21 protein-coding genes and 8 tRNA genes are annotated in these 23,975 nt (G+C 67.2%); 23 read left to right on the forward strand and 6 right to left on the reverse strand.

All coding sequences use genetic code 11. The features are described from left to right. Positions 1-254: 254 nt before the first annotated feature. Positions 255-944 carry a phosphate regulon transcriptional regulator PhoB gene (gene phoB / locus IAE60_RS10160; RefSeq protein WP_185895703.1) on the reverse strand — a complete coding sequence of 230 codons (690 nt, stop codon included), beginning with the start codon at positions 942-944 and terminating at the stop codon, positions 255-257. 99 nt (positions 945-1,043) lie between these two features. Beyond that, positions 1,044-2,684 (reverse strand): M48 family metalloprotease, encoded by a 1,641-nt coding sequence (locus tag IAE60_RS10165; protein WP_187572164.1) that lies wholly within the window; start codon positions 2,682-2,684, stop codon positions 1,044-1,046. A gap of 188 nt (positions 2,685-2,872) precedes the next feature. Here IAE60_RS10165 and grxC point away from each other — a divergent pair, with 188 nt between their 5' ends. From grxC to IAE60_RS10185, 4 genes are all read left to right on the forward strand, one after another. Further along, complete coding sequence (grxC, locus tag IAE60_RS10170) at positions 2,873-3,163, forward strand: glutaredoxin 3 (RefSeq protein WP_187572165.1); 291 nt, start codon at positions 2,873-2,875, stop codon at positions 3,161-3,163. Then, positions 3,160-3,555 (forward strand): carboxymuconolactone decarboxylase family protein, encoded by a 396-nt coding sequence (locus IAE60_RS10175; protein ID WP_187572166.1) that lies wholly within the window; start codon positions 3,160-3,162, stop codon positions 3,553-3,555. The genes grxC and IAE60_RS10175 overlap by 4 nt, the downstream gene beginning before the upstream one ends. 150 nt (positions 3,556-3,705) lie before the next feature. After that, positions 3,706-4,713, forward strand: a complete 1,008-nt coding sequence (locus IAE60_RS10180; protein ID WP_187572167.1) for an isocitrate dehydrogenase — start codon at positions 3,706-3,708, stop codon at positions 4,711-4,713. Positions 4,714-4,847: 134 nt separating this feature from the next. After that, positions 4,848-6,155, forward strand: coding sequence for a Na+/H+ antiporter NhaC family protein (locus tag IAE60_RS10185; protein WP_187572168.1), 1,308 nt, complete (start codon positions 4,848-4,850; stop codon positions 6,153-6,155). 70 nt (positions 6,156-6,225) lie between these two features. Here the strand turns inward: IAE60_RS10185 and IAE60_RS10190 are convergent, their stop codons facing one another. Further along, positions 6,226-7,002 carry a Bax inhibitor-1/YccA family protein gene (locus tag IAE60_RS10190; RefSeq protein ID WP_276533394.1) on the reverse strand — a complete coding sequence of 259 codons (777 nt, stop codon included), beginning with the start codon at positions 7,000-7,002 and terminating at the stop codon, positions 6,226-6,228. Positions 7,003-7,150: 148 nt separating this feature from the next. Between IAE60_RS10190 and IAE60_RS10195 the strand changes: the two genes are divergently transcribed. The 13 genes from IAE60_RS10195 (at position 7,151) to IAE60_RS10255 (ending at position 17,198) form a co-directional block, all read left to right on the forward strand. Then, a tRNA-Pro gene (locus tag IAE60_RS10195) sits at positions 7,151-7,227 on the forward strand. A gap of 58 nt (positions 7,228-7,285) precedes the next feature. Further along, positions 7,286-7,362: transfer RNA gene (locus IAE60_RS10200), tRNA-Arg, on the forward strand. Between the two features lie 35 nt (positions 7,363-7,397). Beyond that, positions 7,398-7,474: transfer RNA gene (locus IAE60_RS10205), tRNA-His, on the forward strand. Positions 7,475-7,549: 75 nt separating this feature from the next. Further along, positions 7,550-7,625, forward strand: a tRNA-Lys gene (locus IAE60_RS10210). Positions 7,626-7,757: 132 nt separating this feature from the next. Further along, positions 7,758-7,843: transfer RNA gene (locus tag IAE60_RS10215), tRNA-Leu, on the forward strand. Between the two features lie 400 nt (positions 7,844-8,243). Then, positions 8,244-9,536: a trigger factor gene (gene tig, locus IAE60_RS10220; RefSeq protein ID WP_162111266.1), complete on the forward strand. Its 1,293-nt coding sequence runs from the start codon at positions 8,244-8,246 to the stop codon at positions 9,534-9,536. Between the two features lie 75 nt (positions 9,537-9,611). Further along, positions 9,612-10,238, forward strand: coding sequence for an ATP-dependent Clp endopeptidase proteolytic subunit ClpP (gene clpP / locus IAE60_RS10225; protein ID WP_162111267.1), 627 nt, complete (start codon positions 9,612-9,614; stop codon positions 10,236-10,238). Positions 10,239-10,365: 127 nt separating this feature from the next. Next, positions 10,366-11,649, forward strand: coding sequence for an ATP-dependent Clp protease ATP-binding subunit ClpX (gene clpX, locus IAE60_RS10230; RefSeq protein ID WP_162111268.1), 1,284 nt, complete (start codon positions 10,366-10,368; stop codon positions 11,647-11,649). 185 nt (positions 11,650-11,834) lie between these two features. After that, positions 11,835-14,297 carry an endopeptidase La gene (lon, locus tag IAE60_RS10235; RefSeq protein WP_187572169.1) on the forward strand — a complete coding sequence of 821 codons (2,463 nt, stop codon included), beginning with the start codon at positions 11,835-11,837 and terminating at the stop codon, positions 14,295-14,297. Positions 14,298-14,512: 215 nt separating this feature from the next. Continuing rightward, on the forward strand, positions 14,513-14,785 hold the full coding sequence (locus IAE60_RS10240) for an HU family DNA-binding protein (RefSeq protein ID WP_055941990.1): 273 nt from the start codon (positions 14,513-14,515) through the stop codon (positions 14,783-14,785). Positions 14,786-14,819: 34 nt separating this feature from the next. Further along, positions 14,820-14,894 (forward strand) — tRNA-Val (locus IAE60_RS10245). A gap of 83 nt (positions 14,895-14,977) precedes the next feature. After that, positions 14,978-15,054: transfer RNA gene (locus tag IAE60_RS10250), tRNA-Asp, on the forward strand. A gap of 167 nt (positions 15,055-15,221) precedes the next feature. Then, positions 15,222-17,198 carry a SurA N-terminal domain-containing protein gene (locus IAE60_RS10255; protein WP_187572170.1) on the forward strand — a complete coding sequence of 659 codons (1,977 nt, stop codon included), beginning with the start codon at positions 15,222-15,224 and terminating at the stop codon, positions 17,196-17,198. Positions 17,199-17,279: 81 nt separating this feature from the next. On the opposite strand, the gene IAE60_RS10260 is transcribed toward IAE60_RS10255, so the two are convergent. After that, positions 17,280-18,434, reverse strand: coding sequence for a lytic transglycosylase domain-containing protein (locus IAE60_RS10260; protein ID WP_425504470.1), 1,155 nt, complete (start codon positions 18,432-18,434; stop codon positions 17,280-17,282). Between the two features lie 14 nt (positions 18,435-18,448). Then, positions 18,449-19,228: a hydroxyacylglutathione hydrolase gene (gene gloB, locus IAE60_RS10265; protein WP_185895711.1), complete on the reverse strand. Its 780-nt coding sequence runs from the start codon at positions 19,226-19,228 to the stop codon at positions 18,449-18,451. A 58-nt stretch (positions 19,229-19,286) separates the two neighbouring features. On the opposite strand from gloB, the gene IAE60_RS10270 reads away from it, so the two are divergent. From IAE60_RS10270 to dnaQ, 4 genes are read left to right on the forward strand one after another with little or no spacing between them, the layout of a single operon-like run. After that, entirely contained in the window at positions 19,287-19,949 is a 663-nt protein-coding gene (locus IAE60_RS10270; protein WP_187572172.1) for a class I SAM-dependent methyltransferase, read from the forward strand. Between the two features lie 19 nt (positions 19,950-19,968). Continuing rightward, a complete protein-coding gene (gene rnhA / locus IAE60_RS10275) occupies positions 19,969-20,418 on the forward strand; it encodes a ribonuclease HI (RefSeq protein ID WP_187572173.1) in 450 nt (149 codons plus the stop codon). Beyond that, positions 20,415-20,975, forward strand: coding sequence for a GNAT family N-acetyltransferase (locus IAE60_RS10280; RefSeq protein WP_244966548.1), 561 nt, complete (start codon positions 20,415-20,417; stop codon positions 20,973-20,975). Before rnhA ends, IAE60_RS10280 begins: the two co-directional genes overlap by 4 nt. Beyond that, on the forward strand, positions 20,975-21,703 hold the full coding sequence (gene dnaQ, locus IAE60_RS10285) for a DNA polymerase III subunit epsilon (RefSeq protein ID WP_187572174.1): 729 nt from the start codon (positions 20,975-20,977) through the stop codon (positions 21,701-21,703). The genes IAE60_RS10280 and dnaQ overlap by 1 nt, the downstream gene beginning before the upstream one ends. Before the next feature lie 6 nt (positions 21,704-21,709). Here the strand turns inward: dnaQ and IAE60_RS10290 are convergent, their stop codons facing one another. Continuing rightward, the gene (locus tag IAE60_RS10290; protein ID WP_055942014.1) at positions 21,710-22,414 is read right to left on the reverse strand and encodes a PP2C family protein-serine/threonine phosphatase; all 705 of its coding nucleotides are present in this window, start codon (positions 22,412-22,414) and stop codon (positions 21,710-21,712) included. A gap of 225 nt (positions 22,415-22,639) precedes the next feature. Here IAE60_RS10290 and IAE60_RS10295 point away from each other — a divergent pair. Both IAE60_RS10295 and IAE60_RS10300 read left to right on the forward strand, forming a co-directional pair. After that, positions 22,640-22,730, forward strand: a tRNA-Ser gene (locus tag IAE60_RS10295). Between the two features lie 272 nt (positions 22,731-23,002). Further along, complete coding sequence (locus tag IAE60_RS10300; protein WP_187572175.1) at positions 23,003-23,968, forward strand: SOS response-associated peptidase family protein; 966 nt, start codon at positions 23,003-23,005, stop codon at positions 23,966-23,968. The last annotated feature ends 7 nt before the right edge of the window (positions 23,969-23,975 follow it).

A 23,975-nucleotide genomic window follows, 5' to 3' on the forward strand; every position in this document is an offset into this window, starting at 1 on the left:
TATCGGGATACGAAGATGGTCAGCGGGGGCGCAGCGCGGCCGACGCGGTCTTCTCCGCTGTCATCCCGGCGAGGGTTGGGATCCCTGTGGCGCGTGGCCCGGCTTGAGGAGGTCCCGCGCAGGCACAACGGCACGTGCCGCATGGGTACCGGCCTTCGCCGGGGCGACGGAAGTGAGGCGGCAGGTCTTTTCCGCATCCCCGCATGGGTGGGGAGAAGTGCGTTCACGTCGGATGTCCGGACGTGCCGGCATCCTCACATCGCAGCCGAGAAGCGGTAGCCCGAGCCGCGCACCGTCTGCACCATGTTCTCCAGCCCGTGCGGTTCCAGCGTCTTGCGCAGGCGGCGGATGTGCACGTCCACGGTGCGTTCCTCCACGTACACGCTGCCGCCCCACACGTGGTCCAGCAGCTGGGTGCGCGAGTAGACGCGCTCGGGGTGGGTCATGAAGAAATGCAGCAATCGGTACTCGGTGGGACCGATCGGCACGGGCGTGTCGCCGGCGAACACCCGGTGCGCGGCACCGTCGATGCGCAGGCTGCCCACCGCCACGCTGCCGTCCTCGTCGTCGTCGCGTGAGCGGCGCATCACGGCGCGGATGCGGGCCAGCAGTTCGCGAGCCGAGAAGGGCTTGACCACGTAGTCGTCCACGCCGGCTTCAAGGCCGCCGACGCGGTCGTTCTCCTCGCCCCGGGCGGTCAGCATGATGATCGGCACGTCGCGGGTCATGGCGTCCTTGCGCCAGCGCCGGGCCAGTTCCAGGCCGCTGGTGCCGGGCAGCATCCAGTCCAGCAGGATCAGGTCCGGCACGCGGTCGGCTATCGCGTTCTGGGCTTCGCGGGCGTCGCCGGCGTGGATCGGTTCGTATTCGCCCTTGCGCAGGGCGAACGCCACCATGTCGCGGATGGCGGGCTCGTCGTCGACGATCAGGATGTGCTTCTGCACGCAGGATCCGGAGGCGTGGGGGACCGTGTCAGTAGACGACAATTTTATGACGTTTACATGACATGCCGCCGGGCTGTCACACGCAGGTCGGGCACGTGCTCAGCGGCGCTCCACGTCGGGGTCGCGGATGCCCTGGCGCCGCAGCTCCAGTACCTCCGGCGTGATGGCGGCGATGCGGGCGTCGATCCGAGCACGCGCGTAGAAGTCCAGGTCGTCCCGCTTCTTGAGGTTCTGCAGCTGGATCAGGGCCTGCTCGGGCCTGCCGTTCAGGTAGGCGGCCTCGGCGTAGGCCTCGCCGGCGCGGGCGACGTCCCCGGCCAACTCGTTGGCACGGGCGAACTGCTGCTGGAACACGGGGTCGTCGCCGGCGCGTCCCATCAGCGGGCGCAGGACGGCCTGCGCCCGTTGGCCGGCCTGTCGGCCGCCCTGCTCGTTGAGGACGCGGGCGTAGGTCAGGCTGACGGCCCGGTTCTCGGGGTGGCGCTGCATCAGCGCGTCGAAGCGGCGGTTGGCCCCTTCCGCATTGCCCGTGCGCGATTCGGCCTCGCCCAGCGCCAGGGCCACCCACAGGTTGTCGGGGACCTCATCGGCCAGCGCCCGCAGCTCCGCCAGCGCCGTCCGCGTGTCGCCTCCCTGGAGGTGGGCGACCGCGACGCCGTAACGCTGGGGGCCGGTCAGCGGCCTGCCGGCCTGGCGCCGCAGCGTCTCGTATTCGCGCACCGCGGCCGAGGGCGTGCTGGCGCTGAGCGCGCGCAGGCGTTCGCGGGCCCAGTCGAACTGCCCGGTCTCACCCCGCTGGAAGACCTGCGCGGGCAGGGTCACCGGGACGGGCAGCAGCGGGTTGTCGCTGCGCGTCTCCGGCAGGGTGATGCCGGAGCGCTCGAAGCGTTCGACGCGTTCGCCGCCTGGCACGCTGGTGACGGCTGTGACCTGTGTGCCCCGCAACTGGTCCGCGCGCTGGCGGGCCTCGCTGATGCGGGTGGTGGTCACCGGGTGGGTCTGCAGGTAGTCGGGGACGGCCTCGCGTCCGCTGCCGCGCGCGACCCGGGTGGCCTGCTGCAGCTTGGCGAAGAAGCCCGCCATGGCGTCGATGTCGTAACCGGCGCGGGAGAGGGTACGGATGCCCACGCGGTCGGCCTCGGATTCGTTGGACCGGGTGTAGTCGATCTGCCGTTGCTGCATCAGCCCCATCGCCGAAGCGATGGCGGCCTGCGAGGCGTCGCCGCTGGAACTGCCGCCGGCCGCCTGCGCCAGCACGATGGCGCCCAGCATGCCCAGCAGGATCGGGATCTGGTCGCGCTGCGCCCGCTCCACGCCGCGCAGCACGTGTTGCTGGGTGACATGCGCGATTTCGTGCGACAGGACGGCGGCCACCTCATCCTCGCGGTCCGCGGTCAGCACCAGGCCGGCATTCATGCCGATGTAGCCGCCCAGGGTGGCGAAGGCATTGATCTGCCGGTCGCGCATCATGAAGAACGTGTAGGCCTGCTGCGGGTTGTCGCTGTCGGCGCCCAGGCGGTTGCCCACGGTCTGCAGCCAGTCGGTGACCAGCGGGTCTTCCAGCAGATAGCCGTAGTTGCGCAGCTCGCGCAGCATCATGCCGCCGTACTGGGCCTGGCGAGCCGGGGTGAGCAGCTCGCCGGCGGACGAGCCGATGTCGGGAAGCCGGCTGTCCTGCGACGCGGCCAGCGGGGCGGCAAGGGCCAGGGTCAGGGCGGTGGCGAGCAGCAATGGGCGCAAATGGAGGCTCCGTGGCGGATAATGACGCCGTCATCAGGATGACCGGTCGCTGATCCAGGCGAGTGAATACGTGGTTAACCGGGCCAGTACCGGTCCGCACTGTTCCATGTCGCCGGCTGGAAGCGGGCCCGGTCGGCCCGATATCGGTTGCGATCCCCCTTACGTTCCTTTCGTTCCGGAGAACTCCCTTGAGCGACACCCCGCAAGGCGCCACCGCGCCGGAAGTCATCCTCTACAGCACGGCGATCTGTCCTTACTGCGTGGCCGCCAAGAACTTCCTGAAGAGCAAGGGCCGGGACTGGACCGAGGTGCGCATCGACCTGGATCCGGCCGAACGCGAGAAGATGATCGCCCGTGCCAAGCGCACCAGCGTGCCGCAGATCTTCGTGGGCGAGGTCCATGTGGGCGGCTACGACGACATGATCGCGCTGCATCGTGCGGGCAAGCTCGACGCGCTGCTGGCGGGAGAGACCGCATGAGCGCCGGCGACGACAGCCAGGACCGCGTGAAGGCGTTCACCGAGTTCCGCCAGCGCATGAACAAGCGCATCCTGGATGAACCCAACCAGGTCGTGCGCCGCTTCTTCGCCCTGGATACGCAGACCTATCAGGCAGGCGTGCTGGACGTGAAGACCAAGGAACTGCTGGGCCTGGTCGCGTCGATGGTGCTGCGCTGCGACGACTGCATCAGCTATCACGTCGCCCAGTGCAAGGAAGCCGGCGTGACCCGCGAGGAGTTCTTCGAGACCTTCTCGGTGGGCCTGGTGGTGGGTGGTTCCATCGTCATTCCGCACCTGCGCCGGGCGGTGGATTTCCTCGACCAGCTGGAAGGTGGCGACGCCACCGCACCCGCGGCCCACGACCACGGCTGAGCCGCTCCGCCCGGCCTCTGCGCCGGGCCTGCGACCATCGTCGATTTGGGGCCGCGAGGGGCGCTCGGGCATAATGGCGGGCACAGACCTTCCCCTTCGCGCCCGCTCCGGCCCAGGCCCGCGCGCGCCCCTGTTCGGAAACCCCATTCAATGACCCAGACGATTACGGTCATCCGCGGCGACGGTATTGGCCCGGAGATCATGGACGCCACCCTGCACGTGCTCGACGCCCTCAAGGTCGGCCTGACCTATGAAGACGCCGATGCCGGCCTCGTCGCGCTGGAAAAGCACGGCGACCTGCTGCCCCAGGCCACGCTGGATTCCATCCGCAGGAACGGTGTGGCCCTGAAGAGCCCGCTGACCACGCCGGTGGGCGAGGGCTTCAGTTCGATCAACGTGGCCCTGCGCCGCCATTTCGACCTGTACGCCAACGTGCGTCCGGCCAAGTCGTTCCCGAACACCAAGTCGCGCTTCCCGACGGGCGTGGACCTGATCACTGTGCGCGAGAACACCGAGGGCGCGTACATCGGTGAAGGCCAGTCGATCTCGGAAGACGGCGAAACCGCGCTGCTTACGCAGAAGATCACCCGCAAGGGCTCCGAGCGCATCGTGCGCTACGCCTTCGACCTGGCCCGCAAGACCGGCCGCAAGAAGGTCACCGTGGTGCACAAGGCCAATATCCTGAAGAGTACGTCCGGCCTGTTCCTGAAGGTGGCGCGCGAAGTGGCCGCGCAGTATCCCGACATCCAGTGCAACGAGATGATCGTGGACAACACCTGCATGCAGCTGGTGATGCGTCCGGAGCAGTTCGACATCATCGTCACCACCAACCTGTTCGGCGACATCATCTCGGACCTGTGCGCGGGCCTGGTCGGCGGCCTGGGCCTGGCGCCGGGCGCCAACATCGGCACCGATGCGGCGATCTTCGAAGCCGTGCACGGCTCGGCGCCGGACATCGCGGGCAAGGGCATCGCCAACCCCTGCGCGCTGCTGCTGGGCGCGGCCCAGATGCTGGACCACCTGAGCCAGCCGGAGAAGGCCGAGCGCCTGCGCGCGGCCATCATCGCCACGCTGGAAGCCAAGGATTCGCTGACCCCGGACCTGGGCGGCGAGGGCACCACGATGTCGTTCGCCAAGGCGATTGCCAGCCGCGTGTAAAGGCAGGCCCGTACGGTGGCATGCACGAACGGGACGCTCAGCGTCCCGTTTTTGTTGGCGTGTGTCCCATCCATGGGCTTTGACGCTAGGCTGGCGGCACGCACAATCCGCGGCCCCACGCAGAAGGCCCTGCCATGTCCGTCCGCCCCAGTGCGCTTGCACTGACTCCGCTGCTGCTGTTCCTGGCGCTGTTCTTCGGTGCCGGGCTGTACTACACGGCGCAGGGCGAGGCCATGGGGTTCTATCAGCTGCGGGCGCCGGTGGCGATCCTGCCGGCCCTGGCGCTGGGCGTCTGGCTGGCGCGCAGGCGCGGCGTTCCCGCGCAGCAGACCCTGCTGCAGGGCATGGGCGACGGCAACGTCATGCTGATGTGCCTGATCTTCCTGCTGGCGGGGGCGTTCGCCACGGTGTCGAAGGCCATCGGTGCCGTCGATGCGGTGGTCGCGCTGGGGCTGGGCGCCTTGCCGGCCGGCCTGATCCTGCCAGGCCTGTTCGTGGTGGCCGCGTTCGTGTCGCTGTCCATCGGCACGTCGATGGGGACGCTGGCGGCGGTGGTGCCGATCGCGCTGGGGGTGGCCGATGCCGCGGGCCTGGACCGGGTGCTGGTGACGTCCGCCGTGCTGGGCGGCGCCATGTTCGGCGACAACCTGTCGATCATCTCCGATACCACCATTGCGGCCACCCGCAGCCAGGGTGCGGAGATGCGCGACAAGTTCCGCGAGAACTTCCGGATCGCGCTGCCCGCTGCCATCGCCACGATCGTCCTGCTCGCCACCTTGGGCGATGCCGCACCGGTGGAAGCCCTCGACGCCGCTTCCCCTTGGTTGGTGCTGCCTTACGTGGTGGTGCTCGGCCTGGCGCTGGCCGGTCTGGACGTGGTGCTGGTGCTGGGCATCGGCCTGGTCGTTTCCGGCGTGTTCGGCTTCGTGCTGGCGCAGGAGTACGACGTGGTCTCGTTCGCCAGCGACATCTACCTGGGGTTCGAGAGCATGGTGGAGATCACGCTACTGTCGATCCTCATCGGCGGCCTAGCGGCGCTGATCAAGGCTACCGGTGGTCTGGCATGGCTGGCGCAGGTCATCGCGAAGTTCGCGCGAGGTCATACCGGGCGCAGGTCGGGTGAACTCAGCATCGCCGCACTGGCGGCCGGCTCAGACGCCCTGACGGCGAACAACACCGTCGCCATCCTGGTGACCGGCAGCCTGGCGAAGGACATCGCGCAACGCCACGGCATCAGCCCACGGCGCGCGGCCAGCGTGCTCGACATCTTCGCGTGCGTGGTGCAGGGCGTACTGCCGTACGGCGCGCAGATCCTGCTGGCGGCATCGCTGGCGGCAGTGTCGCCGCTGGCACTGGCGGGCAGCGTGTACTACTGCTGGCTGCTGGCGCTGTCCGCCATCGGATTCATGCTGTGGCCCCGCCGCGCGGCCGCACCGCGCTAGCGCCAGCCGATGGCCGAAATGGAACGGGGCGCCATGGGCGCCCCGTCCTGTTTCAGTAACCCGCGCGCGCTCAGTCGCGCGATTGCAGCTTGGCCAGCAGGCGCAGGAATTCGATGTACAGCCACACCAGCGTGACCATCAGGCCGAACGCGCCGTACCACTCCATGTACTTCGGTGCGCCGGCTTCCACGCCGGACTCGATGAAGTCGAAATCCAGCACCAGGTTCAGCGCCGCGATCACCACCACGAACAGACTGAAGCCGATGCCGACCAGGCCGGATTCGTGGATCAGCGGGATGTCCTTGCCGAACAGGCGCAGGCCCATCGACACCAGGTAGACCAGGGCGATGCCACCGGTCGCCGCCACCACGCCCAGCTTGAAGTTTTCGGTGGCGCGGATCAGGCCGCTGCGGTAGGCCGCCAGCAGGGCGCCCAGCGTACCGAAGGTCAGCACCACGGCCTGGAACACGATGCCGGGGTACTTGAGTTCGAACACGGCCGAGATCGCGCCCAGGAAGAAGCCTTCGACCAGCGCATACAGCGGCGCGGTGACGGGCGACCAGGTCTTCTTGAACACCGTGACCATGGCGAGGATGAAGCCACCGATGGCGCCACCCAACGCATAAATCGTGACCCCTGGCGCCACCATGGCCGTGCCGTCCGGGCCGGTGACCACCGATTGCGTCCACGCGAAGGCGGCCGTCAGGACCGACAGCAGCAACAGGATGCCGGTCTTGTTGACGGTGCCGTTCAGCGTCATCGCCCCGGCGTCGCGCGAGACGACGGTGCCGCTGCCCAGGTCGAGGAAAGTCGATTCCTTCAGTGCCGGATTGCCGCTGCGTATCATGGTGCCCTCATCTGGTTGCCGGACGTCTGTCCCCAGTGGATGAGCATAGCGTACGCGGTGGTCGCTCACGTTTCGTTTGACAGGCGGGCCGCAGGTTCCGACAATGTGCGACCTCGTTGGCGTCCAGACGCCACGCCGGGACCCTCGTCGGGGTATAGCGCAGTCTGGTAGCGCATCTGCTTTGGGAGCAGAGGGTCGGGGGTTCGAATCCCTCTACCCCGACCAGTCTGATGTACTGCCCGGGTGTGTGTCGGCAGGGCGGGGATGCGACAATCCGGTCCGGGCGCCCGTAGCTCAACCGGATAGAGCACCGGCCTTCTAAGCCGGCGGTTACAGGTTCGAGTCCTGTCGGGCGCGCCACTTCCGGCGCAACCGGGAGGAAGCAGGTTTCAGTGGTGGCTGTAGCTCAGTTGGTTAGAGTACTGGATTGTGATTCCAGATGTCGGGGGTTCGAGTCCCCTCAGCCACCCCACTGATTCCAGGATCTCCGCGTCGCGGGGGTTCACAGAAAAAAGCGATGCGGTTACACTACGCGTCTGATGTTTCGGGGCCGTTAGCTCAGTTGGTAGAGCAGTTGACTCTTAATCAATAGGTCCAAGGTTCGAATCCTTGACGGCCCACCAATCCCGAAAACGCCCGGCCCCGCCGGGCGTTTTTCTTTTCTATCGGAACTCAGGCGTCCTGGCGCGCTGCGGCGCGTTCCGGGATCGTGGTGGCCGAGGGCAGGTCGAGGCGCGGTACAATCGCCGGGCCCTGCGAAAGTGGCGGAATTGGTAGACGCACTGGATTTAGGTTCCAGCGGGTAACCCCCGTGAGGGTTCGAGTCCCTCCTTTCGCACCACGCCCCGCGAACGCCGGATGGCATGGTCATGATGCGCATCGGCGAAGCCCGGCGGGCGATCGCGGGCCATGCGCGCCGCCTTGGGAGGGTGGGACGCGGCAGGGCTGAGCGGCGCTCGCCCGCTAATGACCGTTTTGATGTCCGCAAAGGGTAGGGAGCTCCTGCGTCGTGGTCCCCGTCGCCTTCGAGCAGGCGCGGCGTCCGGCGGAGGCTCCCCTGCGGCAAGGTCGGCAGCCCGTACCGGGGCTGGGGAGGCCGCCCATTGCCTTCCTGCTGGCAGCCCGCCGCGGAATCGGCGAAACTAGCAAGTTCCGTCGGGAGGGGCGCTGCGCCCTGGTCCCGGACGTCCCGGATTATCAACAGTGCCCCGGTCATGCCGTGGCCGCAGGAGTCAGTGAGTATGCAAGTTTCGGTCGAATCGGTCGGCAACCTCGAGCGCCGCATGAGCTTCAGCCTGCCGGCTGAGCGCCTGGACACCCACATCGGCGGCCGCCTGCGCGAACTGTCGCGCACCGCGCGCATCAAGGGGTTCCGTCCCGGCAAGGTGCCGGCCAAGGTCATCGAGCAGCGCTACGGCGACCAGGTGCGCGCCGAGGCCCTGGACGGCCTGCTGCGCGAGACCTTCAACAACGCCGTGCGCGAACAGGACCTTCAGCTGGCCGGCAACCCGCGCATCGAGAAGCAGGGCGAAGGCGAGCTGGATTTCGTGGCCACGTTCGAGGTGGTGCCGGACTTCGGCGACATCGATGTCGCCAAGCTCAATGTCGTCCGCCATACCGCGGAAGTGACCGACGCGGACATCGACCAGATGGTCGACAACCTGCGCATGCAGCGCCGCACCTTCCAGGTGGTCGAGCGCGGCGCCCAGGTGGGCGATCGTGTGGCGCTGGAGACCTGGTCGCAGGCGGGCGAGGAGCGCATGCCGGCCGAGGGCATCGAGAAGGGCGCCACCCTGATCGGTTCGGGCGTGATGTTCGGTGAGATCGAGCAGGCCCTGGTGGGCCTGGCCAAGGGTGACGAGAAGACCGTGTCGGTGACGTTCCCGGCCGACTGGCGCGTGCCGCAGCTGGCGGGCAGGCAGGTCGACGTGCACGTGAAGGTCACCGAGGTGGCCGAGTCGGTGGTGCCCGAGGTCGACCGCGACTTCATCCGCAGCTTCGGCGTGAAGAGCGGCGATGCCGAGCAGTTCCGCGCCGATATCCGCAGCAACCTGGAGCGCGAGCTGAAGGGGGCGCTGATGACCCGCCTGCGCCGCGAAGTGGGCGAGCAGCTGATCGCCGCCTACGCCCATGTCGAGATGCCGCCGCGCCTGGTCGAGAACGAGGCCCGCGTGATGGTCCAGCAGGCGGCCGAGCAGGCCCGCCGTCAGGGCCAGCAGGTGCAGATCCCCGACAACGCCCACGAAGGCTTCATGGACGCAGCCCGGAAGCGCGTCCTGGTGGGCCTGCTGGTGGGCGAGGTGGCCCGCCGCAACCAGCTGCGCCTGGACCCCAAGCGCCTGAACGAGACCCTGCGCCTGATCGCCTCGACCTACGAAGAGCCGGAGCAGGTCATTGAGTTGTACCGCAACGACCCCCAGTTGATGAACAGTCTGCAGGGCCGCGTGATGGAAGAGCAGGTGATCGACTGGATCGCCGAGCGCGCCCAGCACACCGAGCAGACGCTTTCCTTCCAGGAAGCCATCCGCAACTGAGCCGGGCGCCCGCCCGGGCAGAAGGTCCGGCTATCCTAGGCCGGACCTTTTCACGAACGACAGGCGCGAGAACCGATGAGTATTGAAACCAAAGCCCTCAACCTGGTGCCGATGGTGGTCGAGCAGACCAGCCGCGGCGAGCGCGCCTACGACATCTATTCCCGCCTGCTGAAGGAACGCGTGATCTTCCTGGTCGGCGGCGTGGACGACCACGTGGCCAATGTCATCGTGGCGCAGATGCTGTTCCTCGAGGCGGAGAACCCGGAGAAGGACATCAGCCTGTACATCAACTCGCCCGGTGGCGTGGTGACGGCGGGCATGGCCATCTACGACACCATGCAGTACATCAAGCCGGACGTGAGCACGATCTGCGTCGGGCAGGCGGCCAGCATGGGCGCGCTGCTGCTGGCGGCAGGCGCCAAGGGCAAGCGTTATGCCCTGCCGAATTCGCGCGTGATGATCCATCAGCCGCTGGGTGGCTTCCAGGGCCAGGCCACGGACATCGACATCCACGCCCGCGAGATCCTCACGCTGCGCGCCAAGCTGAACGCCATCCTGTCCCACCACACCGGGCAGTCGCTGGAAACCATCGAGCGTGATACCGAGCGCGACAACTTCAAGAGTGCGGCCGATTCGCAGGCGTATGGCCTGGTCGACCAGGTGCTCGAACGGCGCCCGGACGAGTCGATCCAGCCGGCCTGATCGCCTGCATTGACCGGTTTTCCGGCCCAAATCCCCCTGTTCACGGACCCGGCTGACAGGCCGGGGCCGTGTGCTATTCTCCGACCGAAAGCCCCCGGGGCAGGTTGAGCGACCGAGTAATACCAGCATGAGCGAAGATCGTCAGGGCCGTACCGGCGACAGCACCAAAATCCTGTACTGCTCGTTCTGCGGCAAGAGCCAGCACGAAGTCCGCAAGCTCATTGCGGGCCCCAGCGTGTTCATCTGCGATGAATGCGTCGAGCTGTGCAACGACATCATCCGCGAAGAGCTGGAGGAGAAGGCCCAGTCGGCCCGCAGCCACCTGCCCAAGCCGCGCGAGATCCTCGAGGTCCTGGACCAGTACGTGATCGGCCAGAACCGCGCCAAGCGCACGCTGGCGGTCGCGGTGTACAACCACTACAAGCGCATCGAGAGCCGCAGCAAGAACGACGAGGTCGAACTGGCCAAGTCCAACATCCTGCTGGCCGGCCCGACCGGTTCGGGCAAGACGCTGCTGGCCGAAACGCTGGCGCGCCTGCTCAACGTGCCGTTCACCATCGCCGACGCCACCACGCTGACCGAAGCCGGTTACGTGGGCGAGGACGTGGAGAACATCATCCAGAAGCTGCTGCAGAAGTGCGACTACGACGTCGACAAGGCGCAGCAGGGCATCGTCTACATCGACGAGATCGACAAGATCTCGCGCAAGAGCGAGAACCCCTCGATCACCCGCGACGTGTCCGGCGAAGGCGTCCAGCAGGCCCTGCTGAAGCTGATCGAAGGCACCGTGGCCAGCGTGCCCCCGCAGGGTGGCCGCAAGCACCCGCAGCAGGAATTCCTGCAGGTGGACACGAAGAACATCCTGTTCATCTGCGGTGGCGCGTTCGCCGGCCTGGACAAGATCATCCAGCAGCGCAGCACCGAGGCCAGCGGCATCGGCTTCGGCGCCAAAGTGAAGAGCGCCGAGCGCAAGACCGAGACCGGCAAGCTGCTGACCGACGTCGAGCCGGAAGACCTGATCAAGTTCGGCCTGATCCCCGAGTTCGTCGGCCGCCTGCCGGTGGTCGCCACGCTGGAGGAGCTGGACGAGGCCGCTCTGGTGAAGATCCTCACCGAGCCCAAGAACGCCATCACCAAGCAGTTCAAGAAGCTGTTCGAGATGGAAGGCGTCGAACTGGAATTCCGCCCCGACGCGCTGTCGGCGATCGCCCGCAAGGCGCTGAAGCGCAAGACCGGCGCGCGCGGCCTGCGCACCATCGTCGAGTCCGTCCTGCTGGATACCATGTACGAACTGCCGTCGCTGGAAAACGTCAGCAAGGTGGTGGTGGACGAGTCGGTGATCGAGCACAAGTCCGAGCCGTACCTGATCTACCAGAACCCGCCCGCCCCGAAGGTGGCGGCGGCCGAGTGACCGGCCCCGCAGGCGGTTCTCCGACAGGCGCCCTCGTGGCGCCTGTTCATTTTTCGGGGCGCGCGTGCAACAGCCTGGTTTTGCTGCGGTTTCCATCGCGCTATTGCATCCCTGTGCCGATGGCCCCATAACGGCCCCATCGGCGCCCCGACGCCCACTGATTCCGCACTCTGCTGGAGCCCCCCATGCCCCGCCGTTCCCAGACTGAAATCCTCGACCTGCCGGTCCTGCCGCTACGCGACGTGGTGGTGTTCCCGCACATGGTCATCCCGCTGTTCGTCGGCCGGGACAAATCCATGCGTGCGCTCGAACAGGCGATGGAAGCCGACAAGCGCATCATCCTGCTCGCACAGAAGTCCGCCGAGACCGACGACCCGGCTGCCGCCGACCTGTACACGGTCGGCACGCTGGCGCAGGTGCTGCAACTGCTCAAGCTTCCCGACGGCACCATCAAGGTGCTGGTGGAGGGCACGGCGCGCATCGGCGTGTCCAACGTGGTGGAACGCGACGGCTCGCTGTACGGACAGGGCGAGGAGATCGATTCCACCGACGCCCGTGAGCCCCGAGAAATCGAAGCGGTGGCGCGCTCACTGATGGGCCTGTTCGAACAGTACGTGAAGACCAACCGCAAGCTGCCGCCGGAACTGCTGCAGACGCTGGCCGGCATCGACGAACCCAGCCGGTTGGCCGACACCATCGCCGCGCACCTTGGCGTGCGTCTGAGCGACAAGCAGCGCCTGCTGGAGACCATCGAGGTCGGCGAACGGCTGGAACTACTCGTCGGCTTCGTCGACGGCGAGATCGACGTGCAGCAGCTGGAGAAGCGCATCCGCGGCCGCGTGAAGTCGCAGATGGAGAAGAGCCAGCGCGAGTACTACCTCAACGAGCAGATGAAGGCCATCCAGAAGGAGCTGGGCGAGCTGGACGAGGCGCCCAACGAACTGGAGGAACTCGCGCGCAAGATCGCCGCCGCCGGCATGCCCAAGCCCGTGGAGACGAAGGCGCGCAATGAACTGAACAAGCTCAAGCAGATGTCGCCCATGTCGGCCGAGGCGGCCGTCGTGCGCAACTACCTGGACTGGCTGCTGGGCGTGCCGTGGAACAAGCGCACCAAGGTGCGCAAGGACCTCAAGGTCGCCCAGGACACCCTGGACGCAGACCACTACGGCCTGGACAAGGTCAAGGAGCGCATCCTCGAGTACCTCGCCGTGCAGTCGCGGGTGAAAAAGCTTCGCGGTCCCATCCTGTGCCTGGTCGGTCCGCCGGGCGTGGGCAAGACCTCGCTGGGGCAGAGCATCGCCAAGGCGACCAACCGCAAGTTCGTGCGCATGTCGCTGGGCGGCGTGCGCGACGAGGCGGAGATCCGCGGCCATCGTCGTACCTATGTGGGTTCGATGCCGGGCCGCATCGTGCAGAACCTCAACAAGACCGGCAGCAAGAACCCGCTGTTCGTGCTGGACGAGATCGACAAGATGTCGATGGACTTCCGCGGCGATCCCTCGTCGGCATTGCTGGAAGTGCTGGACCCCGAGCAGAACAGCGCCTTCAACGACCACTACCTCGAAGTGGACCTGGACCTGTCCGAAGTGATGTTCGTCGCCACCTCGAACTCGCTGAACATCCCGGGTCCGCTGCTGGATCGCATGGAGGTCATCCGCATTCCCGGGTACACCGAGGACGAGAAGGTCAACATCGCGCAGCGCTACCTGGTGCCCAAGCAGCTGAAGGCCAACGGCCTGAGGGCGGACGAACTCAAGATTGCCGAGAGCGCGATCCGCGACCTGGTGCGCTATTACACGCGCGAATCCGGCGTGCGCAACCTCGAACGCGAAGTCGCCAAGATCTGCCGCAAGGTGGTGAAGGAGATCGCACTGGGCGGCGCCAAGGCGCTGGCCAGGAAGAAGGCCGCGAAGGCCGCCGCGATGCAGGTCACCTCAAAGAACCTGGAGAAGTACGCCGGCGTGCGCCGCTACGACTTCGGGCGTGCCGAGGAGCAGAACGAGGTCGGCCTGGTCACAGGGCTGGCGTGGACCGAAGTTGGCGGCGACCTGCTTCAGATCGAGGTGGCGCTGGTGCCCGGCAAGGGCGGCATGCTGCTGACCGGGCAGTTGGGCGACGTGATGAAGGAGTCCGGCTCGGCCGCCCTGTCGGTGGTGCGTGCCCGCGCCACCAGCCTGGGCGTCGACGCCGAATTCCTGCAGAAGCACGATGTGCACCTGCACGTGCCCGACGGTGCCACGCCGAAGGACGGCCCCAGCGCCGGTATCGCCATGGCCACCGCGCTGGTGTCGGCGCTGACGAAGAATCCGGTGCGCGCCGACGTCGCCATGACCGGCGAGATCACGCTGCGGGGACGCGTCACCGCCATCGGCGGCCTGAAGGAGAAGCTGCTGGCCGCGCTGCGCGGCGGCATCACCACTGTGATCATTCCGGAAGAGAACAAGAAGGATCTGGCCGACATTCCCGCCAATGTCACCGAAGGGCTGAAGATCGTGCCGGTGAAATGGATCGACGAAGTGCTGGACCTGGCGCTCGAGCGACCCTTGGCCCCCGTGCCGGCCGATGGCGGTGGCGGTGGACAGCGTGCCGTGCCGACCACCGAAAAGGATGGCGACAAGGTGACGCAGCCGCTTGGCGTAAAGCATTGACGAAGGAATGGATTGACCCTGCAATCGCCCGGAAACCCGCGTCATTGCTGGGTTTTCGGGTTGCGTGGCATTTTTCGCACTGGTATAACGAGTCACCTGCGCGCGCGGGGTAAGGCCTTGTTGCGCGCGGAGACAAACGGTCGGACCCGCAAGGCAACCCTTGCCCGAGGTGCCGGCTACTCATTCCGCGGGTTTACCGCAAAGGGAGTTACTCAATGAACAAAACCGAATTGATCGATGCCGTCGCCGACGAAGCCGAAGTGTCCAAGGCGGAAGCCGGCCGTGCTGTCGACGCCGTCATCTCCAGCATCACCAAGGCTCTCAAGAAGGGCGACAGCGTGACGCTGGTCGGCTTCGGCACCTTCCAGGTCCGCAAGCGCGCGGCGCGTACGGGCCGCAACCCGAAGACCGGCGACACGATCAAGATCAAGGCGTCCAAGAACCCCGCGTTCAAGGCTGGCAAAGCCCTGAAGGATGCCGTAAACTAATCAACTCGCTGCCGATGGCAGGGTGCTTGCACCCGGGTGCTTAGCTCAGCGGTAGAGCGTCTCCCTTACACGGAGAGGGTCGGGGGTTCGAAACCCTCAGCACCCACCACATCGGGGCGATGCAAGGTAAAAAAATTGTCGGATGGGCTGGCGCAAAGCGCTTAAATCGTCTTACAATGTTCGTCTCAACGCGGAGTGGTAGTTCAGTCGGTTAGAATGCTGGCCTGTCACGCCGGAGGTCGCGGGTTCGAGTCCCGTCCACTCCGCCACTTGATCCCAAAAAGCCCGCGAAAGCGGGCTTTTTGCTGTCTGACTGCGGGTCGGACACGTCGCCGCGGATCTGCCTGCGCACCGCAACGTGCCCGCCGGGCGGCGAGACGCCGCCGCGCCGGCACGCTAAACTGCGCGGCTGAACGAATCCGGGTCCCGTGCTCACATGCTGCAGAAACTCCGCGACAAAACTTCCGGCTGGATCGCCAGCCTGATCCTGGGTCTGCTGATCATTCCGTTCGCCTTCGTCGGCGTGAACGAATACATGACCGGCGGCACGGCAAGCGACGTGGCCCTGGTCGAGGCGCCGCCCACCTGGTGGGAGTCCGCGCCGCAGTGGTGGCCGGTGTCCACGCTGTGGCAGCGCGAGGAAGTCACCCTGGACGAGTTCCGCACGGCATTCGAGCAGGCGCGGCAGCAGCAGCGCCAGGCGCTGGGCGATGCATTCGATCCGCGCGAGTTCGAGAGTGCCGACAACAAGCGCAAGGTGCTGGAACAGCTGATCGACCAGAAGGTGTTGGCGCTGGGTGCCCAGCGTGCGGGCATCGTCGTTGGCGATGCGGCCGTGCAGAAGATGATCATGAGCGAACCCGCCTTCCAGGTGGACGGCAAGTTCAGCCCCGAGCAGTACCAGATGCTGCTGTCCTCGCAGGTGCCGGCGATCTCGCCGCTGCAGTTCCAGGAGCAGCAGCGCGATCGCCTGCGCATGATGCTGGTGCCGCAGGCCATCAGTGAGTCGGACTTCGTCACCGAGGGTGAACAGGCCCGCATGTGGAAGGTGCTGGGCGAAACCCGCGACATCGGCATCGCCCTGCTGCCGCCGGTCGCCGAAGACGCCGCGCCGGTCACCGATGCCGAGATCAAGGCCTGGTACGACGGCCACAAGGACGACTTCAAGCAGGCCGAGCAGGTGTCGCTGGAGTATCTGGAGATCAACGGCGCCACGCTGCCCGTCGCCGCAACGGCCGACGAGGCCGCGCTGCGCAAACGCTACGAGGCGGAGAAATCGCGCTTCGTCTCGCCGGAGCAGCGCGTGGTGGCCCACATCCTGATCGCGGCGGATGCGGGTGCCGATGCCGTCACGCTGAAGAAGGCCGAGGACAAGGCGGCGGCGCTGGCCAAGCAGGCGCGTGAAGGCGCCGACTTCGCTGCGCTGGCGCGCGCCAATTCCGAAGATCCGGGCTCCAAGGACCAGGGCGGCGAGCTGCCGCCGTTCGCGAAGGACGGGTCGATGGTCAAACCGTTCGAGGATGCCGCCTTTGCCATGCAGGTGGGCGAGATCCGTGGGCCGGTGAAGAGCGATTTCGGCTACCACGTCCTGCAGCTGAAGCAGGTCACCGGCGGCACCGGCCGCAGTTTCGAGGAAGTGCGCGACGAACTGGCGGCAGAAGAGACCAATGCCGAGCGCGAGCGCGCGTTCAACGACCTCGCAGGCCGCGTGGTCAACGAGACGCTGAAGAATCCGACCGCGCTGGCTCCGGCCGCCCAGGCCACCGGCCTGCCGCTGCAGAAGGTCGGTCCGTTCTCGCGCAACGATCCGCAGGGCATCGCGACCGTGCCGGCGGTGCTGCGTGCCGCGTTCTCCGACACCCTGGTGCAGGACGGCACCATCAGCGATCCGATCGAGATCGCGCCCAACCACAGTGTGGTCATCCGCGTGACCCAGCACACGCCGGAACAGGCGCTGCCGTTGGACAAGGCGCGCGATGCGGTGGTGCTGGCCATCCGCGCCGACCGGCGCGAGAAGGCGGCCCAGGCCGCGGCGGACGCCCTGGTCGCACGCCTGCAGAAGGGCGAGTCGCTGGCGACCATCGCCGCCGCCGAAGGCCTGCGCTACAACGCACTGCCGGGGCTGCGTCGTGGCATGCCCATGCCGACCGCTGAAGCCAACGAGGCGATCTTCGCTGCCGGGCGCCCTGCGCACGGCAAGATCACCGCCGGCAAGGTCGCGCTGGGCAACGGCGCCTATGCCGTGTTCACCGTCGACAAGGTGACCGAGGGTGATATCGCGCAGATGCCGGCCGAAGAGCGCGAGGGCATGCGCCAGCAGATGGCCCAGCTCAACGGCGGCATCGCGACGCAGGCCTACGTCGATGCGCTGCGCAAGCGTTTCAAGGTCAAGGTGTTCGAAGAGCGCCTCTGAGGCGCCGCCTTCGCGTCCGACCGGAATCCCGCCGCAAGGCGGGATTTCCTTTTCTGCGTCGAAAATGCCGGCGCGTGGAGTTCAACCGGCCGCGTCGTCCAGCTTCAGCACCATGCCCGGGCGAAGGACGGCATCGGTCTTCAGGCCATTGAGTCGCAGCAGCCGTGCCGGCGCAATGCCGTAACGGCGACCGATGCTCCAGGCGGATTCGCCGCGCTGGACGGTGTGCGTGCGCGCCGGGGTGGTGGACGGAGGGGCGAAATCGGAGGCGGCATCGAGTGCCGGGATGCTCCCTTGCGGGGCCGGCTCCGTGCCGGTACCCGTCGGCGCAAGCAGGCGCAGCGGTTTGCTGCCGCGGGTGAAACGGCCTGCCAGCGCCGGATTGAGTCGTGCGAGCAGTGCGGCGGACTGTTGCCGGTCGCGGGCCCAGGACGCGAGGGTCGCATCGCCGGGCAGTTCGTGCGCCGCCAGCCGTGGCACCGGACGATCGAGCTGTCTGAGCCACGCGTCGCGGTCGTCGGCCTGCTGGAAGATGCAGGCGAGCGCATGCAGCTTTTCCACGTAGGCGTAGGTGATGCCGGACAGTCCGGGCAGTTCCGCCGGACGGGCATTGCGCGCATTCATGCCGGCGCGGCGCATCGATTGCAGTACCCGGTACTCGCCGGCGTTGTAGGCCATGACGGCCAGCCGCCAGTCGCCGCCGAACATGCCGTGCAGCGTCTTCAGGTACCGCACCGCGGCCTGGGTGGAGTCCACCGGCGAGAGCCGGCCGTCGTAACCGGCGCGCATCGGCACGCCATGGTTGCGTGCGGTGATGCCGATGAACTGCCACAGGCCGGCCGGCCCATTGGGATTGCGCGCGCCGGGTTTGTAGCCGCTCTCCACGAACGGGATCAGCGCGAATTCCGTGGGCAGTTGCGCCTCGCGCAGGGCGTCCACCACGTAACCGAACAGGGGCAGCACGTCGTCCTCCGCCCGTGCCAGCTGCCTGGGCGCGTGGCCGAAGTGCTTCTTCCAACGCCCGCTCGTCGCCTGGCTGTCGCATTCGGGGTCGGCCAGGCCCTCGCGGAAGCGCTGGTAGATGTCCAAGCCGCTGCGTTGGTGACTGGCGGAAATGCCAGTGGCATCGGGCGCGGCGACGGAGGCCTCCGATGGTGCCTCCGCCGACGCGGGTGGCTCCGCCAGGGCGGCGGACGCCGACAAGCTCCAAGTCGATGCCAGCAGGGCAAGACGCAGCGCGTGGCGGCCGTTCATGCGCGGAAATCGTTCTTCCACTGCCGCAGCGTAGCGAACGTCTCCACCCGATCGGCCGGCGCACGTCCCAGGCGATGGGTGACCGCGGTGATGAGGGCGTCCTCGTCCACCCGCAGGAAGGGGTTGGTCGTCGCCTCGCCGGCCAGCGTCACGGGGAGGGTGGGTCGGCCGGTCTGGCGCATGGTGCGGGCGTCCTCGATGCGTCGGCGCAGGGCCGGGTTGTGCGGATCCACGGTGGTGGCGAAGGCGGCATTGGACAGGGTGTATTCGTGACCGCAACAGACCAGCGACGCGGGCGGCAGCGCCGCCAGCCGGTCGAGCGAGGCGAGCATCTGCGCGGGCGTACCTTCGAACAGGCGGCCACAGCCGAGGCTGAACAAGGTGTCCCCGCAGAAGAGATGCGGAGCGGTGCCGGGGCTGCCTCCGTGGAAGGCGATATGGCTGCGCGTGTGCCCCGGCACCTCCAGCACGGACAGGCGCCAGTGTTTCACCTGCACCACATCGCCTTCGCCAACGCGGTCCGATGCTTCGGGAATGCGATCGTCGCGCGGGGCGAATACCGGCAGCGTCGGCCAGCGCGCACGCAGGGCGGCGATGCCGCCGGCGTGGTCGGGGTGGTGGTGCGTGACCAGGACGGCGGCAGGCCACAGACCGTTGCCGGTGGCGGCGAGCACGGGCGCGGCATCGCCGGGATCGATCACCAGCGCATCGCCTTCGTCGTCGACCAATGCCCAGATGTAGTTGTCCTCGAAGGCGGGCAGGGCGAGCAGGCGCATCGGGGGCGGACTCCGGACGGGACGGACGCCCGGGGGCGGCGTCCTCTACAATCCGAACATGCCTGCCTTCGCGTTTACCCGTCAACCCGATGCCCTGGCGTGGTTCGGGACGGGCCGCGGGGGGCCGGTCCTGGCCTCGGAACAGGCCCGGGTCAGCCAGGCGCTCACCAGCAGGACCCCGGGGCCGTGGCTCTGGGTCTCGCCGGATGGCGTGGAGCCTGCGCCTGCCGGGGACATCCCCCCCATGCGTGGCCTGCGGCTGCATGCCAGGTCGGGCGCCCAGCGACTGACCGGACAGGTGCGTTGCGGCCTGCCGCTGCCGCTTCCCACCGAGGCGATCGCCGTGATCGTGCTGCAGCACGTGCTGGATGCGGGCGACCCGCAGCCGCTGCTGCAGGAGTGCGCCCGCGTGCTCGAGCCCGGCGGACGGCTGTGGCTGTTCGTGTTGAACCCGTGGAGCCCGTATCGGCTGCGCTGGCGCAGCACCGGCCTGGCTGCCCGGGCCTTGAGCCAGTGGCACCTGCAGCTGGCCGCGGCGGGTCTCACGACGGCCGAACACGTCCTTCACTACGGCCCTGTCTGGCGTGGCGTCCCCGACGCCCCCGGCCACGGCCCCGCGTCCCTGCGTGCGGCCCGCCTGCTTGTCGCGGAAAAGCGCGTGGCGGGCATGATTCCCCCGGCTCCCGTGGCGCGCGCCTGGCGCGCCGCACCGGCGGCCTGACCTTATTGCACGAGGACACATGAAGCACGTCAGCATCCATACCGATGGCTCCTGCCTGGGCAATCCCGGCCCCGGCGGCTGGGCCGCGCTCCTGCGCTATGGGGAGAAGGAGCGTGAACTGGTCGGGGGCGAGGCGCAGACCACCAACAACCGCATGGAGCTGATGGCGGCCATCGCCGCGCTGGAGGTGCTGACGGAGGGCTGCCGGGTGACGCTGCACATCGATTCGCAGTACGTGCGCCAGGGCATCACCGAATGGATGCCGGGCTGGGTACGACGCGGCTGGAGGACGGCCGGCGGCGACCCGGTGAAGAACCGCGACCTGTGGGAGCGTCTGCATGCCGCCACCCGCCGGCACACGATCGAATGGAAGTGGGTCAAGGGCCACAATGGCGATCCGGACAACGAGCGCGTCGACGTGCTGGCGCGCAACGCGGCGGTGCGGTTCCGCAACGGGGCGGTGGCATGACGATGGCGGTGATGCCCGGCCAGGTCGTCGCCGAGACGCCGCGCCTGTGCCTGCATGCCATGTCCGATCGCAATGACGACGACGCGGCGCTGATGCTCGCGCTGCTCAACGACCCGGGCTTCATCCGCCATATCGCCGACCGCGGCGTGCGCACGCTGGACCAGGCGCGTGCCTACCTGCGTGACGGCGCGCTGCGGAGCTATGCGGAGCATGGCTTCGGCATGTACGCGGTACGGCGCAAGGACACCGGTGCGCTGATCGGCAACTGCGGCCTGGTCCGACGCGAGGGGCTGGACGGCCCCGACCTGGGCTACGCACTGTTGCCCATGCATGCCGGCCGGGGCTTCGCCCACGAGGCTGCGCAGGCGGTCATCGCCGACGCTGCCACGCGGCTGCGGCTTGGCCGCCTGCAGGCCATCGTCAATCCCGACAACGTCGCTTCGATCGGCTTGTTGCAGAAGCTGGGATTCGAATTCGACAAAATGATCGTGTTGCCGCACATCGAGCATGCGCTCGACCTGTTCCACCTGCCCCTGCCCAAGGAAGCCTCCGCCTGATGCGCCAGATCGTCCTCGACACCGAAACCACCGGCCTGGAGTGGAAGAAGGGCAACCGCGTGGTCGAAATCGGCTGCGTGGAGCTGATCGAGCGCCGGCCGACCGGACGGACCTACCACCAGTACATCAATCCGCAGCGCGAGTTCGAGCAGGGGGCGGCCGAGGTCACCGGCCTCAGCCTGGAGTTCCTGTCGGACAAGCCCGTGTTCGCGGCGATCGCCGACGAGTTCCTGGCCTTCATCGACGGCGCCGAGCTGGTGATCCACAACGCCGCCTTCGACGTGGGGTTCCTGGACTACGAGCTGTCGCTGCTGGGGGAGGCCTACGGTCGCCTGGGCGACCGCGTGACGGTCGAGGATTCGCTGCTGCTGGCCCGGCAGCGGTTCCCGGGGCAGCGCAATTCGCTGGACGCGCTGTGCAAGCGGTTGGGCGTGGACAACACGCACCGGCAGCTGCATGGCGCGCTGCTCGACGCCCAGTTGCTGTGCGATGTCTACCTGAACCTGACGGCAGGGCAGCGCGAGATCGGGTTCGGTGGCGCGGAGGAGGCGGCGCCGGGCGCGGCGGCGGCAGTGGTCCGCCATTTCGATCCCGCGGTCGCGGGCGCTCGTCCGCGCGTGACGGTGTCGGCGGACGAACTGGCCGCGCACGAGGCGCGCCTGGCGACCCTGCGCAAGAAGGCGGGAGGGCGCTGCCTGTGGGATCCGCCGGCGCTCGAAGCCGGCTGAAACGGATCAGTGGCAGCGCACCAGGATCGCGGTGACGTTGTCCGAGCCGCCGCCGTCCAGCGCGGCGGCGATCAGCGTATCCACGCATTCCTGCGCACTGCAGTCGTCGTGTTTCAGCGTGGCGGCGATGCTGGGGTCGTCGACTTCCTCGGTCAGGCCGTCGCTGCACAGCAGCAGCTGCATGCCGGGGCGCAGTTCGCCCGTCATCGTCTCCACGTTGAGGTGGTTCGGATCGGTGACGCCGAGGGCCTGGGTGACGACGTTGCGGTGCGGATGCGTGCGTGCCTGCTCGCTGGTCAGCGCGCCCTGGGCGATCAGTTCCTGCACGTAGCTGTGGTCCTGGCTCAGCTGCGCCAGTTGGCCTTCCCGCCACAGGTAGGCGCGGCTGTCGCCGACCCAGGCCACCTCGAAGCGGTTGCCCTGGATGCGCGCGGCCACCACGGTGGTGCCCATGGGCAGGGTGTCGTTGCGGCGGCGGGAGGTGCGGATGATCTCTTCGTCGGCGATCCGGATCGCCTGCGCCAGCGGCGTGCCGTCGCGGATCTCGCGCACGATGGTCTCGCGCGCCAGTGCGCTGGCCACTTCGCCGCAGGCATGCCCGCCCATGCCGTCGGCCACCAGCCACAGGCCCAGCTCGCTGTCGCCGTAGTACGTGTCCTCGTTCAGCTCGCGCCGGAGGCCCACGTGGGAGATATGGCCGAATTCGATCATGGTGCCCTGTCTGTGCGGACGGCGTTCGCCTATCCCGTCATACGCAATGATCCGGGTGGACAGGACATCGGGCAAGGCGGGCGAGCCGGGAGATGTGGCCGGAGTTCACGCACGTGCAGGCGAAATGAGGCACGGAGACGGCAGGCGCACCAGGGGGCGCGGTTTCGGCTTGTCCGGACGCGGCCTGCCACGTATCATTCACGCCCCGGCAAGCGCCGGGCCACCGGAGAGGTGGCAGAGTGGTTGAATGTACCTGACTCGAAATCAGGCATACGTTAATAGCGTATCGAGGGTTCGAATCCCTCCCTCTCCGCCAGATGACGCCCGAAAGCCCGCAGAAATGCGGGCTTTTGTGCTTTTGGGCATAAATCGGTCTACACATTGGGATACGCGGCCATCCCTGCTGACAGGCCGAACCCGGGATCGCCTACCACCGCGCCCATCGGGCAGTCGGCTTGCCCGTCCCGTGGCCTGCTCAGCCGGCCTGCTGTGGCTAGGTCTGCCCCGATGTGACCGGGTCTTAGCAGGCTCAGCACATGAGACGCGTCCGCGTATATTTGGCCGTATACCCGGTTGCCGGACTGCCCCATGTGCTACTCCGCGATGATTCAGGCGGACTACCAAAAGTTCGTTCGCCACCACGGCGCAATCATGAGCTTGGAAGACTTCGCCCGGAACGTATGGGCAGCGCCTGATCGGGCTAGGAAGCGCAGGCGCCCCAAGGCCATGGAGGACTGGTTGCGCCTGTCCGATGAACCCCGGGCTCAGCAAATCTGGGGAGAAATACTGCGGCAGCGCGCGGAGCGCGAGCTTGAGCTACAGGAAGAACTCTTCAAACAGAAGCGCAGGCTGGCGGACGCAGAACGCGCGCTGCTGACGAAGACGACGAAGAAGGCCGAAGAAGATCGCCGCATATCCACCGACAAGATTGGGAAGCTCAAGATCGACCTTGATGACCTGCAACGGGTTGAACCGAAGGTGCGCGACGCACGATTCTTTCCCGGCAACTACGCGCCAGTGATCGTCATCGAAGACGGGCGCAGGGTGGTCAAGCCAATGCGCTATCAGTGCAGGCTGCCGGGATGGACAGAAGCCGTGGAACGAAAGTACCCGAGAACCTACAACGCGCGCCGCGACAGCCTTGGCAAGGCATGGCGCGAGTTATTCGGCGTTCGCCACGGAATCATTGTCCTCACGTCCTTCTACGAAAATGTAGAGAAGCACAATCTGGAACACCGTGATTTGGCGGCGGGCGAAGAGTCGCAGAACGTAGTTCTCGAGTTTAGGCCCGAGCCCGTACACGACATGCTTGTGGCCTGTTTGTGGAACGCTTCCCCTGAAGGCGATGAGGAATTGCTTTCTTTCGCGGTGATTACGGATGAGCCGACGCCAGAAATCGCCGCAGCGGGTCATGACCGAGCGATTATCGAACTGTCTGCGCGAAACATTGATGCGTGGCTGACTCCAGAACATCGTACCCATGTGGAGCTCGGGGAGATTCTGGATGAGCGGCCGGAGGTCGCGTATCAGCACAAGGTTGCGGCTGCTGCCTAGAATGGAA

The organism is Pseudoxanthomonas mexicana (assembly GCF_014397415.1).
GTDB lineage: Bacteria > Pseudomonadota > Gammaproteobacteria > Xanthomonadales > Xanthomonadaceae > Pseudoxanthomonas_A > Pseudoxanthomonas_A mexicana.